Source organism: Emticicia sp. W12TSBA100-4 (assembly GCF_040253585.1).
Classification (GTDB): domain Bacteria; phylum Bacteroidota; class Bacteroidia; order Cytophagales; family Spirosomataceae; genus Emticicia.
The window spans coordinates 208,190-223,237 of record NZ_JBELAU010000012.1; the positions used below are offsets into that span (position 1 = coordinate 208,190).

General features: G+C 34.5%; 13 protein-coding genes. 7 read left to right on the plus strand and 6 right to left on the minus strand.

The features are described 5' to 3' along the window. The first annotated feature begins 30 nt into the window (after positions 1-30). The 3 genes from ABR854_RS19005 (at position 31) to ABR854_RS19015 (ending at position 2,382) form a co-directional block, all read left to right on the plus strand. Positions 31-219 carry a hypothetical protein gene (locus ABR854_RS19005; protein WP_350267426.1) on the plus strand — a complete coding sequence of 63 codons (189 nt, stop codon included), beginning with the start codon at positions 31-33 and terminating at the stop codon, positions 217-219. 58 nt (positions 220-277) lie between these two features. After that, the gene (locus ABR854_RS19010) at positions 278-1,198 is read left to right on the plus strand and encodes a hypothetical protein (protein WP_350267427.1); all 921 of its coding nucleotides are present in this window, start codon (positions 278-280) and stop codon (positions 1,196-1,198) included. An 815-nt stretch (positions 1,199-2,013) separates the two neighbouring features. Continuing rightward, positions 2,014-2,382 carry a transposase gene (locus ABR854_RS19015; RefSeq protein ID WP_350267428.1) on the plus strand — a complete coding sequence of 123 codons (369 nt, stop codon included), beginning with the start codon at positions 2,014-2,016 and terminating at the stop codon, positions 2,380-2,382. 3 nt (positions 2,383-2,385) lie between these two features. On the opposite strand, the gene ABR854_RS19020 is transcribed toward ABR854_RS19015, so the two are convergent. From ABR854_RS19020 to ABR854_RS19045, 6 genes are all read right to left on the minus strand, one after another. After that, a complete protein-coding gene (locus tag ABR854_RS19020; RefSeq protein ID WP_350267429.1) occupies positions 2,386-6,843 on the minus strand; it encodes an efflux RND transporter permease subunit in 4,458 nt (1,485 codons plus the stop codon). A gap of 6 nt (positions 6,844-6,849) precedes the next feature. Further along, a complete protein-coding gene (locus ABR854_RS19025; RefSeq protein WP_350267430.1) occupies positions 6,850-7,890 on the minus strand; it encodes an efflux RND transporter periplasmic adaptor subunit in 1,041 nt (346 codons plus the stop codon). 362 nt (positions 7,891-8,252) lie between these two features. Continuing rightward, positions 8,253-8,615 carry a hypothetical protein gene (locus tag ABR854_RS19030; RefSeq protein ID WP_350267431.1) on the minus strand — a complete coding sequence of 121 codons (363 nt, stop codon included), beginning with the start codon at positions 8,613-8,615 and terminating at the stop codon, positions 8,253-8,255. Between the two features lie 405 nt (positions 8,616-9,020). Further along, complete coding sequence (locus ABR854_RS19035; RefSeq protein ID WP_350267432.1) at positions 9,021-10,097, minus strand: tyrosine-type recombinase/integrase; 1,077 nt, start codon at positions 10,095-10,097, stop codon at positions 9,021-9,023. Continuing rightward, positions 10,081-10,479, minus strand: coding sequence for a single-stranded DNA-binding protein (locus tag ABR854_RS19040; RefSeq protein ID WP_350267433.1), 399 nt, complete (start codon positions 10,477-10,479; stop codon positions 10,081-10,083). Before ABR854_RS19040 ends, ABR854_RS19035 begins: the two co-directional genes overlap by 17 nt. A gap of 4 nt (positions 10,480-10,483) precedes the next feature. Then, on the minus strand, positions 10,484-11,083 hold the full coding sequence (locus ABR854_RS19045; RefSeq protein ID WP_350267434.1) for a recombinase family protein: 600 nt from the start codon (positions 11,081-11,083) through the stop codon (positions 10,484-10,486). 155 nt (positions 11,084-11,238) lie between these two features. Here ABR854_RS19045 and ABR854_RS19050 point away from each other — a divergent pair, with 155 nt between their 5' ends. The 4 genes from ABR854_RS19050 to ABR854_RS19065 all read left to right on the plus strand — a co-directional run bounded on the left by ABR854_RS19050 (position 11,239) and on the right by ABR854_RS19065 (position 15,046). Next, positions 11,239-12,663 carry a TnsB C-terminal domain-containing protein gene (locus ABR854_RS19050; RefSeq protein ID WP_350267435.1) on the plus strand — a complete coding sequence of 475 codons (1,425 nt, stop codon included), beginning with the start codon at positions 11,239-11,241 and terminating at the stop codon, positions 12,661-12,663. Beyond that, positions 12,656-13,480 (plus strand): AAA family ATPase, encoded by an 825-nt coding sequence (locus tag ABR854_RS19055; RefSeq protein ID WP_350267436.1) that lies wholly within the window; start codon positions 12,656-12,658, stop codon positions 13,478-13,480. The genes ABR854_RS19050 and ABR854_RS19055 overlap by 8 nt, the downstream gene beginning before the upstream one ends. Before the next feature lie 142 nt (positions 13,481-13,622). Next, complete coding sequence (locus ABR854_RS19060) at positions 13,623-14,228, plus strand: recombinase family protein (protein ID WP_350267437.1); 606 nt, start codon at positions 13,623-13,625, stop codon at positions 14,226-14,228. Between the two features lie 5 nt (positions 14,229-14,233). After that, positions 14,234-15,046, plus strand: a complete 813-nt coding sequence (locus ABR854_RS19065; RefSeq protein WP_350267438.1) for a Fic family protein — start codon at positions 14,234-14,236, stop codon at positions 15,044-15,046. The last annotated feature ends 2 nt before the right edge of the window (positions 15,047-15,048 follow it).

Sequence of the window (15,048 nt, forward strand, 5' to 3'; positions counted from 1 at the left end):
AAGGATGCCCACTATTTTAAATTTATTATTATGTCAAACAAGTCAAGTTCTATCTCAGAAACAATTGCAGCAGTGGTAATATCCGCTGGAGCAATTGTAACTGGTACAGTTGAGGCAGGTTGTAAAACAATTTCTTCTTCAGCTTGTGATGTTGCTCAAGTGGCTTCTGAAACGCTTCAAGGTGTAGCTGACACTAAATTGAGAAGTAAAAAGGATTAAAACAAGGAAAAGGGCATCGCCTAAAAGGATGCCCTTTCATCAACAAACAATTACCAAAATGAGAAAAGTATTCTCAACATCAATCTTAGCAATCCTAATCGTATCAGGCATTGCAACATCTTGCAAAGAATCAAATTTACAGCCTCAGTCTGAAAATCAGCCTGTTGTAAATGTTTCACAACCTCAAAACGATTTGGAAGTATCGGCGGCAGCTACTACAAATCCTAATGCTCGTGCTGCCGCCAACACCGAAGGTTGGGCATCTGTTACTGCATTCAGAGCTGCTTCAACTTCTGTACAAATGAATGTTGTAAGGCTTGCTAATGCCGCCAACGGTCGTATGTCTGGAACATCTGTTACCGATACACAAGGCAGATGGCTCACAGATTGTGCAGATGGCGATGGAGCAAGAATGAGAAGTGCCATAGCAAAGTACGATAAATGGTACAGAGCTAATGTAAAAACTCGATGTAGCACCCCAGTAGTTCCTGCTTCGGTTCGCACAGATATGTATAATTCGTTCAGCGGTTCTGCTTATGATGTTACTCGACGTAATGCCTTAGTAAATCAAACAATTGCAAGATACAATTCATTTGCTTGTAATTCATCAGTTGCTGTCCCATCAACAGATAATGCAACATTATCATTCCTAAATATACAACGTCAATGTTTAGAATGGGCTGAAACCATTGGTAGAAGTGCTGGTGGTTCGGCACGTGGATACTATGCCACAGGTGTTTCATCTGTAGCCAACTACCGTCCAGGAATGGCATTATATAAAACAGACCGAAGCCATGCAACTCTTATTACTGATATTTATTGGAATGCTGATGGCACAATTAGAAAAGTTAAAGTAGCAGAAGCTAATTATGGCTCAGGTTGGATAAATCCAAATGGGATGATTCCGTGGCAACGTACGGTAGCAGTAGGACGTGAAATAACTTCTCTTTCTGGTTATAAAGTAGTGAGTTTTGAATAAAATATTATACTACACTTCCTTCAAGGGCATGAATCAAATCATGCCCTTTTTCTTTTTCTCCCTCTCAAAAAACGTTCGATTATTGAGACATCTACACCAAACGCTCTATTAACGATGTCACTTTTAGTGATATTTTGCTTGAAAATTTTAGAATTATTTTGCCTATAAAGAATAACATTCAAGGCTTTGTAGAAGCGGGAAAATAGATTTCAGTTAACCTTTTAATGACAGCTCTGAAAAACTAAATGGGGTCCCCATGCGATTGAAAATAAAAACACAAGTTCAATATCATTTATCTGACTTAAACAAAAGATTGGATATATATTAGCTAACGTTTGGGGCTTGCCGAAGTGGGGGATTTTGAAAACCTAATCTTCAAATTTAGCACAAAAGTTAATTAGAATTCAAAATGCTCATTTTAGCACTTCTGCCCCCATTTTGGCAAACCCATGTTAGCTGTAGTTTTTTTTATTTGTCAGTTCAATAAGTTTTAATATAAATGGAAATGTCAAAAAGACAAGCCAAATCATTGTATGTCTTGGTAAAACTTGATACTTATAATTCAGTCCATAAATTGTTAGAGCATAAACAATACAAAGAATTGAGTGTCCTACGAAAACTTGATTTTCTGAATATCTGTCTATGTGGTCTTTTTTTGTTTCTTTTAAGTCACTTTTATAGTTTCCATTTTTACTTGGGAGAAATCCTGCTAACAACATATAATTCTGTGTTATGTAAGAAGATGTTTAAAAATTAGTTTTTAATCAAAAAAGGGAATCGGTTTGTTATCTTTTAAACGACAAAATTTATCAGATATGCAAACTTGTTACGAAGTTATAACCGATTCCCACTGGGAAATTATTAAAGAAATTGTTTCCGACCAAAGAAAGCGAAAATATAATTTGCGAGACGTATTAAATGCCCAATTTTATATCTTACGAACAGGCTCACAATGGCGAAATATTCCCGAAAACTATCCTCCTTGGGAGACCGTTTACTATTATTTTCGGAAGTGGAAAAATGACGGAACATTTGAATGTCTGAATTCCACCTTGAATAAAATAGAACGTAAAAGACAAGGTAGAAAAGAAATACCAAGTCTTTTATGTATTGATAGCCAGTCAGTTAAGGTAGCTACTTTCATCAGTGAAGACAAAGGCATTGATGTTTCATGCCATCAGTAAAACCTACCGCCCACTCAAATACCCCAACTCCGATTGTGCTAATCGGTAGCCTAATTGAGAGGCATATAGATCTGATTTTGCTTTGGCTAAACTGGCTTTTGTTGCCAAAATATCTTGTTCAACATTCAAACCTGCGGCTTGTTTATCTTCTTGTACTTTTAATTCTTCGGTGCGATAATTTACCACTTTTTGAGCTACGCCAATTAAGGCTTCCGATTGCTTTATTTTACGAACAGCTTTTTCTAGGTCGTTATCTATTTGTTCGCTTGTTTGTTTGATATTTTCTTGGGCTTGTTGTAAAATAAAATTTCGTTGTGCTAATATATTTTTATTAGCAAAAAAATCTTGCACATTCCATTTTAAACTAATGCCCGCTACTGGATTATTCATCGGATAAAGCGTATTTCCTGTTTGGTAAGTATAACCCACAAATGCCCCAATATCTGGTCGATAACTTTGTTGAGCTGCTTTTATAGCTAAATTTGCTTTATCTTTTTTCAGATTTGCCAATTTTATATCTACATTTTCGGTGCTTGCGGTGGCTTTATATTGCCCGATGCTTTCAGTTGATATTTTTTCAAAAGGAATCTCTTGCAATACATATTTTTCTACTTCAATGCCTGTTAGCTGGCGTAAATCGGTGGCATAATCTTCTTGTAAAATGCTTAATTTTAAGATATTTTGCTCTTCGTCGGCAATATTTGCTTGTAAACCTGCTTTGTTTACGTCAATGGTTTTGCCTGCCAATAAAGCACTTTCTACGTCATATAATTTTAAATTTGCTAAAGCTAATTTAGCTTGTGCTTCCTCTTTTTGTTGTTGCGTAATGAGCAAACCGTAATACAATTTTTCAACGGCTTGCTTAATTTGCGTGGCAGCTTTTGATTTTTCAAGTTCGGTTGTTTCTACTTCATTTTTATCAACTTCAAGACCTGTTTTTATTTTGCGTAATTGCGTAATTGGCTGATAAACAGTAGCTCCCGCATTAAAAGTATGATGATTACCTAAAACAAATGTTTCATCAGTTTTGGGCAAAGGCACAGAAGTAGTAGCATTAACAGGTAATGCTCCAAACGAACCAGCAGGAATAACCAATTGCCCCAAATTAAAATTATATTGATAAGTAGAATTTACGGTGGCCGCTGGATATTTCTTTATTTTATCTTCTTCAATTTTTGCTTTTTTCTCGGCTATCTGCAAATCTTTTATTTTTAATAAATGATTATTACTCAATGCCGCCTGCTGTGCTTGTGGCAGCGATAAAGGTGTTTGGGCAAAAGCAGTTGTTGAAATAATAAAAAAAGCAATCGTAGCAATAATTGGTGCTAAATTTCCGCCATCAGGCTCATTATTTTCTTCGCTTTCGCTTGTTTCTACGGCTTTTATGGGCATTACATCTTTTTTATCGCTTGGTTTTATGATGCCAATATACAACACAGGTACGGTTAAAAGTGCCATAATCATACTCCAAACTACGCCTACGGCAATCACACTTGCCAAAGGACTCCACATAGGAGAACCCGACATAATCATCGGTAAAACACCAATGGCAGCTGCCATAGCGGTTAAGAAAATCGGACGCAAACGTCTTTTACCCGATTCGATGGCAGCCGTTTTTATATCCATGCCATGTTTCAATAATAAATTGGTATAATCTACCAAAATAATAGCATTCCGAACGACAATTCCTGATAGTGCAATTAGTCCAATAAAGGCAGTGAAACTAAAATTATTTCCTGTAATAAATAAACCAAACAATGCTCCAAATAAACTTAATGGAATAGTCGTCATGATGATTAAGGCTTCTTTTATATTTCTAAATTGGAATATTAAAATAAAGAAAATCAAGACTAAACTAATCACTAAGGCTTGTATCATTTGGCTAAATGTTTCTTTTTTATTTTCATATTCGCCACCATAGCTAATGCGGTATCCTTCTGGTAAAGACAATTTCTCAATTTCTGGCTGAATAGCTGCCAATAATTGCGAGGGTAACACGCCCGATACTGTTTCACTTTGGACGGTTAACGTACGTACACCGTTGCGGTGCATAATTTTACCTGTTTGCCATTCTGGCGAAATAGTGGCAATTTGTCGAAGCGGTACATTTGCTCCTGTGGCAGGAGAAGAAACATACATATTTTCTAAATTTGTTGTGTTTTGACGACTGTTATCATCTAATCGTAAAACAATATCTACGGGATTATTGCCTTCATACATCGAAGAAATGGCTGCTCCTGTAAATCCTGTATAAACTAATTGAGAAATGCTCGATGTGGTAAAACCTAATCTACTGGCTTCTTCTTTTAATTTAATATCAAAGCCGTAATAATCTTCGGCAAAATCGTTTCTTACAAAAGCACTTCCTTGTGTTTTTTTGATAATTTCGGCAATTTGTCCGCCAATTTGCTTCAAACGAGTAATATCTTCGCCAATTACTCGCACCTCCACAGGTGCTTTTAGACTTGCTCCTTGTTGCATTATTTTTACTTGTGGTGTGCCTTCGGGTATAAGCGTAGCCACTTTTTCGGTTAATTCATGCGATAATTCTTCGGTTGTTTTTTCTGTTGAAGTATTTATCAGAATTTGGGCATAATTAGTAACAGGAATTTCGGGCGAGAAATTATAATAAAAACGAGGGGCACTCATGCCAATAAAGGTTGCAAATGATGTTACTCTTTTATCTTGTTTAACCAAATTTTCTACTTTCAAAATAGCTTGTTCGGTTTTCTCTAATTTTGTACCTGTGGGCATCCACAATTCTACTACAAACTGATTACGTTCGGCAGCAGGAAAGAATTTTTGTTTAATTCCTTTTGAATAAATTAATCCTGCTAAAATAATCGTTAATAAACTGCTAATAATAGTTGTTTTTGGGTGATTTACACACCATTCTAATAAACTATTGTAGCCCATTTGCATATAATCGAGCAATGATTTTCTTTTTTTCTTAGCATTTTCACTATGGTCGTGCAAGCCTTTTTTAATAAATGCATAACACAACAAAGGCGTAAAAAACAAGGCAACCACAAACGAGGCAAACAATGCAATGGCAACCGTAATGGGCAAAGCAAAAATAAATTCGCCTGTTGCACCTTTAATCAAAATCATGGGCAGAAACGATGCAACAATGGTGATGGTTGCTGCCAAAACAGGTACAACTATATCGCTGGCACTTCGCCAAGCAGCCGTCCAACGGTCGATGCCTTCATCTAACAATTCTACATAATTATCAGCAATCACAATGGCATCATCTACTACCATGCCTAACACAATAATCAAAGCCGCCAACGATACCTGATGCAACTCAATGCCTAAGGCTTGCAAAAGGGCAAAGGTTACGGCTACCGTCATCGGAATAGCCATAGCGGCTAAGGCTGCAATGCGGAAAGGCAACAGCAATAATACCACAATGACGACTGATAAAATAGCCAAGAAAAATTCATGAATAAAATGTGAAATACTTTCATCTACCAATTTGGGTTGGTTTACGATGGTCGAAAGTTTTACATCGGCAGGCAAAAATTTGGCAACTTCTTGGGTTTTAAGGCTTACTTCTTCGCCAAATTTTACGATATTATTTCCTTCGTGCATCTGAATACTCAAAATCATGGCTTTGTGCCCATTCACTGTGATTTTGCTACTTGGTTCAGCATACATTCTTTTCGAGGTAGCCACATCGCCCAAGCGAACCACCGAACCTGTTTGCGTAGATGTGCCTACAATTTGGTTCGTAATTTCATTTTCAGTATTATAATAACCACTGGTATATAAAGGTGTTTTGTTATTATCCGACTTTATTTCGCCTGTTGGATTAATCGAATTTTGACTTTGTAATACGCTTACTACTTGTTTTAAATTTACGCCATATTGCGATACTTTTTCAGAACTTGTTGATAAAACAATTTGCTCTTTTTGCTCGCCAATGCGTTTAATTTTTGAAACAGAAGGAATAGTTCGTAGATTATCTTCTAATTTTTGAGCATATTCTTTTAGTTGAGCATAGCTCGCATGGTCGCTTTCGATGCCAATGACAACGGCTTCTGTATCGCCAAAATCTGAGTTTACAATAGGTCCTCTAACGCCCGCAGGTAAATCTAACTGCTTAGAAACCAAGAGTTGATGACGTAATTTTGACCAAAACACATCTGGATTGCTTACAGTTTCTACCAATTCTACATTTACCACTACCATGCCATCACGGGTAGTAGAAAATGTTTTATCTTTTCTAACTTCTTCGTACTGAAAAAGATATTGTTCTAATTTTTTGGTTACTTGGTCTTCTACTTGTGAAGAATTTGCTCCTGGATAATAAGCTAAAACTAAGCCTTGTCGAATAGTAATTTTAGGGTCTTCTCGACGAGGCATATTTAATAAAGAATTAACCCCAACCACAAACAATAATAATAGCACCGATAACGTAACGTGCTTATATTTTAAAGATGATTCTATAATATTCATGCCTTTTTATTTTGAAAGTGTAATTGAACTACCATCGGTTAATTTTTGCTGACCGCCCGTAACTACTATTTCGTTGGCAGTAATACCTGAGGTGATTTCAATTTTATTATTCACAATTTGCCCTAAACTTACTTTGCGTTTAAAGGCTTTATTTTGTTGATTATCAACCACATAGACATAGCTCTGGTTATCAGAATCATGTAAAACAGCTTCGGCAGGCAATGCCAAAATGTCTTTTCTAAGGCTTGATGCTAATTTTACTTCAGCGATCATTCCTGGGCGAATAAGGTAATGAGGATTTTGTAATTGAATTTTTACAGTAAAAGCTCTTGTCGTAACATCGGCTGCCGAACCTACTTCGATAACTTTTCCTTGAAAAACTTCATTCAACGATGAAACGGTAACATTGGCAACTTGTCCAATTTTAATGTTGTGCAATTCAGTTTCAGGAATATAGGCATTTACCTTTACCGTGCCAATATCCGAAACCACAAAAAGTGGTGTACCTACACCTGTAATTTCGCCTACTTCTGCCATTTTTTTCAATAAAACACCCGAAATCGGACTATATAATCGAGTATCAGCGAGGTTTTTTCTGTGTAATTTTTGTTGTGTAGTGGCAGTTTGTAAGCCGTAATTTATTTTTGAAAAATCACCGTCGCTCAAACTTTTGCGGTCGTGAATAATTTTCAAACGATTATATTCTTCTTGCGTTTGGTTTACTTGAATATCAACCAATTCTTTGGCAATTTGATAACTTTCGGGGTCAAGGCTTGCCAATAATTGTCCTTGTTTTACGGCTTGTCCTTCTCTAGCGGTGATATTATTAATTTTTCCAGCCACCATAAAACCTAGTCTGACGGTTTTATTGCCTTCAATATTTCCAGAAATAGAAATCTCGCCATTCGATGGCACAGACAGAATTTGCTCTGTTAAAACAGGAATTGGTTTGTTGGCAAGTACTTGTGTTTGCTGTTTGTTTTCACTTTTGCAACTTGCCATGAGCAACACAAAGGCAAGGGTTTGGTATAAATTTTTAAGAGTCATTTTATAATATGTTTTAAAATTTTAAGAAGATGTTTAAAAATTAGTTTTTAATCAAAAAAGGGAATCGGTTTGTTATCTTATATGATTTTCTTTTTGTCATATTTATTTTTCTGTTGGAAGCCAATGTCTGTTTCGGGTTTTTCTAAAATTACAGCTAACGTTCAAGGCTTTGTGCAGGTTGGGGCTTTCGAGTTCCGTCTGCTTGTAAACGTCAGCCAAATTTATAGGTTTAAGTTGATGTTTTGTTGTTTTGATGAATAGCGTTCTGTCGAGCTGGGACTGAAGCTAAACTGAAATACAAAAGTTGGTTTGCGTTCCGTCTGCCCAACTTGCACAAAACCTCTTGTTGGTGGCAGTGCATCTTATTTATGTACTTTTATAATGTATTTGCCGTTAAATTGATAGTTTGTCCATTTTTTGACTACTCCATTTTTATAATGTGGAATTTTCAAATTAATATTAATCAATGAATCATTAATGTAAATTTCACCTTTTAAATTCCTTTGAAAACTATAACCTTTTTTACTTACTAGAACGAGTTCACTTGAAGCGATTTTCTGCTTAATATTTTGTAAGTAAATGTAATTTGCTGAACTGTCTTTAAATTTTTCAAATGTAAAATTATGAAGACTACCTCTTCCTTTTATTTCATATGGTAACTCAATTTCCAAAGAGTCATTTTTCCAATGACGAAGATTAGCAAATGCTTTGGCTTTCTCAGTCAAATAGCAACTTGAAAGATTTACTGTAAAAAGTGTCACAGTAAAAAGATAAAAAAGTCTCACAATATGAATTAAGAATCTAATGAATAAATAGTGATTTTACTTTTATTCAATTAAAATGTAAATAACAAAACACTTACTCTAGAAATTTTTTTAAAATTAGATTTTAAAATTTAATAAAAAAACTTCTAGAAGTTTATGAAAATTATTTGCTCGAAATTACAGCGACTGTCAAATTGCATTGCCACCAACTCTCTAATATACGAAAGTTTTGTCGTACTTTTTGTATTGTTTGGTATTGAACTAAGATTTCGTTGTATTATTTTTGTCGTACAATATTTTTACTAACCTTTTTTGTAAAAATATTGTATCCATAAAACTATAAATTCCTCTCAAAAATTCCAAACATTATTCATCTTTTAAATTCAATTGGTCAAAAGGGCTAACAATATTTTCTATTGTTCGGTTACTCACATGAGTATATCTTAGTGTAGTCTTAATGTCGTTATGACCTAATAATTCTTGAATCAATTTAATGTCAGTTCCTCGCTCGTGCAGATGCGTAGCATAACTATGTCGAAGACTATGAAATGTTACATCTTGAATAATCTTCGCCTCATGTTTTGCCCTATGAAAAATCTGTTGAAGGCTTCTCGTACTGTATTGTTCTTCTTTATATTGTCCTTCAAAGAGCCAATATGTTGGTTTGTAGGCAAGGTAATATTTTCGTAAGAGTTCCAAAATTCCTTGTGATAATGAAACAATACGGTCTTTTTTACCTTTTGCCCCTTTGATATTTATCACCATTCGTGCCGAATGAATGTCTTTCACTCTCAGGTTTACAACCTCACTTACTCGCAGTCCCGCCGAATAAGCCAGATAAAGCATTGTTTTGTGTTTGAGATTCTCTAATTTTGAAAATAATTTTTCTACCTGACTCAATGCCAGCACATTTGGTAATAACAAAGGCTTTTTGGGTCTGGGTATTTCATAGAAAAACTTTTCACGACCTAAAACTTTCTCATAATAAAACTTAATAGCATTGATGCGACTATGAAGCGTGTTTTCAGATAGCTTTAAAGTATTAGTACAGTAAAGAAAATAATCTCTCAGCCGAGTTGCATCCAATTCGTCCACATTTTTATCTTTCAAGATATAAAGCAACTGAGCAAATTCATTCTTATAAGTCGTTATTGTGTTTTGACTATAAGCCTTTAATTGTAAAGTTTCAATATACTTTTGCAATGCTTTTTGATTTACTTCATGAATATTGAAAAGTGCCTCTTTCCCAATGGGAGATTTTGGGGATAATCCAAATTTTTCACGATAAAAAGCAGAATCCAATACATACCAAGCCTTTTTTGAAAAACTCCATCGAACGCCTACCAAGTTCTTAATACGCTCATTTAGGGAAATATCATAATCAAAATAAATGAAAATAACTTCTTTACCCCTATGTAAAGCAAATTCATAAGTTACTTTCATGATTATTTTCCTCTATTTTTTTGTCTAACATTATTAATTGTTCAGCAATTATTTCAGTGACATATCTTTTTATACCATCTTTTCCTTCAAAGTTACGGGTTTTTAATTTGCCTTCAATAAAGACCAAACTCCCTTTACTTAAATATTTATGAGCTAATTCTGCTAAACTTCTCCAAAGCACAATACTATGCCATTCAGTGTTTGAATGTGATTGTCCTTTGTCATCTTTATAAATTTCGGTAGTCGCCAGTGAAAACTTGGCAACGCTAATACCTCCCTCTAAAGTTTGACACTCAGGGTCTTTTCCTAAGTTTCCAATAAGTGATACCTTGTTGAGACTTCTCATTATTTCTATTTTACAATTTTGATATTTCTTACTCAAAGACTTATTTTAGTTGGTTTTTCTGCAACCAGTTAAAAAGATTAGACTCAGACGAGTTATATCTTTTAGCAATGAATTTTTTAGTTGAACCATTACTGAGAAGAGCTTCAATCTCAACTTTATATTTATCCAATTTACTTTTCCCAGCTCCAACAGGTCTTCCGAGTTTTACCCCATTGGCTTTTTTTGTTTGCAGAGCTTCTTTTGTTCTTTTCGAAATCAAATCTCTTTCAATTTCAGCCACCATCGAAAACACCATCGCCATTACCTTACTTTGAATCGTATCATCTAATTGCCAATTACCTTTTACAGTATAAATCTTAATTCCTTTCTGAGTAGCTATCGAAATTATTTCCATGCACTCAAGCATACTTCTGCCCAGTCGAGAAAACTCACTTAATAGAATTGTGTCACCCGAAATGAGTTGTTCAACAATATCTCCGATTTTTCTTTGTCTCCAATGAATTCTGCCCGAAGCCTTTTCTTCTACGAATTCAACTTTACCTAAATTTTTATCATTGGCAAGGTGTAGTAATTGTGATTTGTTTTTTTCGAGGTCTTGGTCGATGGTAGAAACCCTTAAATAAGCGACATTTCTTGGCATAATTTTGATTATTCGATAAATAGATATTAATTTGAATTATACTGGATTAAAACATTTTGTAATATTAGGAATTTTCATCTAATTATTCAAGTGGTATATATGAACGTTTTTACTGGTGTAATTTATAGAGAGTATATGTTAAATCATTAAATCAAATGGCAAAACTTACTTCACTCGAAAAATACAGAATCATTGAGCCTATTTTTAATAAACGGGCAACAATTGTTTCGGTTTCAAAACTGCATAAGATTCCAACAAGAACTCTTCGTCACTGGCAAACGATTTTCAATACAAATGGGGTTGATGGACTGAATAGAAAAAAACGTAATGACTCAGGTAAACAAAGAAAAATCCCTAAAATTGTTGAAAGCTATGTAGAAGCCTTCCTTCTGCAAAAACCGCCTCTAAGTATTAAAAATGTTTATCTTAAGGTAGCTCAAATATGTAAAAGAGAATCATTGCCGACTCCTTCATATAATTGGGTTTATCAATATAGCAAAACAATTTCACCTGCATTATTAACTCTTTCGCAAAAAGGAAGTAAAGCTTACAAACAACAATTTGAATTGCTACATCGGAATGAATGTGGTTTACCTAATGATTTATGGCAATCAGACCACACGCTTTTGGATATATGGGTCATTAACCCCAAAGGTGTGATTGTTAGACCTTGGTTAACTACTGTATTAGATGATTTTAGTAGGGCAATTTGTGGGTACTTTTTATCAGAAGCTTCTCCTAATGCGACCAACACGGCTTTGGCTCTTCGGCAAGCTATTTGGTCAAAAAAGCATCCGCAATGGAAAATCTGTGGTATTCCAAATAAATTATATACTGATAACGGTTCTGACTTTACTTCAGACCATATTCTTCAAGTATGCTTAAAACTAAAAATTGAATTAATTCATTCTTTACCTGGTAATCCAAGAGGAAGGGGGAAAGTTGAAAGATTTTTTGAAACCCTAAATAAAAGGTTATTAGAAACTATGCCTGGGTATTCTAAACATGATAAACCAAGCTCAACTCCAACATTGACACTTAGCCAATTTGAAAGTAAGTTAGATGAGTTTATTATTATAGACTATAATAATCAATCTAAAAAAGGAAAGCTATCACCCTGTCAACTATGGCAAGGAAATGATTCTTTCCTTCCCCAAATGCCATCATCTTTAGAAGATTTAGATAACCTAATGTTACACGTAGATAAAATTAGAAAAATCCAGAGAGATGGTATTCGTTTTTTAGGCTTACGGTATATTTCCTTAACATTAGTAGCTTTTGTTGGAGAATATGTAATCATTAAATATGACCCAAGAGATTTAGCCGAAATTAAAGTGTACTTCTCCGATGGCAACTTTTTATGCAAAGCTATTTGTCAAGATATTGCTGATTTGACTGTAAGTATGAGAGAGCTACTTTCGGCTCGTAAAACATTTAAAAAGCAATTAGATGATAAAATTAAAGATGCCAAGATGCTACTAAGACATTTAACCAACCAGACTCCTGCAACTATTCATGAAAAAAAAACATCAAAGTCATCAAAAAAGCTATCAAGCCTAAAAATATATAGTAATGAATGATATTTACTCAACCAAACCATTTATTCAAACTAAAGAATATAAAAGGTTCGTAGAATTTGCTCAAAGTTGTATGGAGTATAAATATATTGGTATTTGTTATGGCAATCCTGGGGTTGGTAAAACTTTTTCTGCCCATGAATTTACACACCCTGAAGTATTTGACTATTATGAATACAATATTGATTTTAATGTGCCACTTCCACAAAAGGTCAAAAATAATTTTCATAAATGCAACGGAGTCTTTATGACTGTCCCTGTTTGTAACACCCCTAAAATAATCAAACATATTGTTTATAGTAAAACGTTAAATTATGGTAATGCCGCTCTACGTATTAAAGATGAAAGAGATTTGAGGGTGTTAGTAATGGAAGCTCCTAAACAATGTCCATTATTAATTGTAGATGAAGCAGATAGGTTGAATTATAATGCCTTAGAAGAACTTCGGGCTTTATTTGATGAATATCAGTTTGGGTTAATTTTGATGGGGATGCCTGGAATAGAAAAAAGGTTATCAAGATATGCACAACTTTACTCTCGTATTGGTTTTCTTCATGAGTTCAAGTCTATTACAAAGGATGAAATGATGTTTTTATTTGAACAAAAATGGAAAAAACTTGGACATCAATTTAAAGCAAATGTATATTTAGATGTTGAAGCAATGAATGAGATTATTAAGATAACTCATGGAAACTTTAGGCTTATTTATAGAATATTCGACCAAATAGAAAGAATCATGAAAATAAATAATCTTCAAAGTATCAATAAAGAATTAGTTGAAGCTGCAAGAAATTGCTTAGTTATTGGTGACTTTTTATAGGCAAAATAATTCTAAAATTTTCAAGCAAAATATCGCTAAAAGTGACAATTAACGAGAATCAGCCGAAAACACAATCTAAAAAACTTGTATTAAAAAACAAAGTTGCATAAATTTACAATCCTTAAAGTTTTTGATACTTTTTATGAAAATTGGATATGCAAGGGTTAGCACCAGCGACCAAAATATGTCTTTACAGATAGATGCTCTTCAAAAAGCAGGTTGTGCTAAAATTTATCAAGAAAAAATCTCAGGAACAACCAAAGAAAGACCCGAACTGACAAAGCTATTTGACCAACTACGAGAAGGCGATACGATTGTTGTTTGGAAACTTGACCGTTTGGGCAGAAGCATTAAAAACATTGTCGAAATAGTTTTACAGCTAAACCAGCAAGGAGTAGTTATAAAAGGACTAACCGATGGTGTAGATACTTCAACGGCTAATGGGCGTTTGTTCTTAAATATCATGGCATCTTTGGCTGAATATGAACGAGAGTTGATTCAAGAAAGAACCTATGCAGGCTTAGGTGCTGCCCGAGCAAGAGGACGATTGGGCGGTCGCCCGAAAGGCTTAAAACCCGAAATAATATCAAAAATTAAGATGATTCGTATTTTGGCAAAAGATTACTCCAAGACTCCCAAAGAGATATATCAAAGTTTAGGATTAACTCATGCCAGTTATTACCGATATTTAAAATTTACCGAAAAATATACGGATAAGGAATTAGACGAAATGGCAATCAAAAAATAGAAACATTGACAAGCGAATTAGAAATACTAACAAATCAATATAAAAACCTCTCTAAAAACTACTTGGATTTGGAGCGGCTTAATCTGTATTTGATTTCGCACCACTCTACCGCCATTGAAGGCAGCACACTAACAGCCCTCGAAACCGAGATTTTTCTTGAAAAAGGATTAACAGCAAAAGGCAAACCTTTAGAGCATCATTTAATGGTAAAAGACCATTATGAAGCCCTACGTTTTGTTCTTGAAGCTGCCAAAGAAAAAAAGAACTTTAATACTGCCCTTGTGCAAAGTATCAACGCACATGTGATGCACAGCACAGGGACAATTCATCATACGCCATTGGGTAATTTTGATGCTTCAAAAGGAGATTTAAGACTTTTGAATGTACGTGCAGGCATTTCGGGCGAGAGCTATATGAATTATGATAAAGTACCTGTTTATCTAAAAAATCTTTGTGAAGATTTGAATAAAAAAATCAATACAGTACGCACCATAGAAGAAATTAATGAACTGGCTTTTGTTGCACATTATCAATTAGTTACGATACATCCTTTCGTAGATGGTAATGGGCGAACCAGCCGCCTTCTGATGAATTATATTCAATCCTATCACGAAGTGCCGCTCACCATAGTTTTTGAAGAAGACCGACAAGACTATATTGAAAGCCTTATTGCCACCCGAAAGGAGGAAAATATAGAGTACTTCTTAGATTTTATGAAAAGCCAACACATAAAATTTTTGAAAGAAGAAATTAAGAAATTAGAAAACATAAAAGAACCTAAACCCAAAATCAACCGCAATATTCGGTTGGTGTTTTAAAA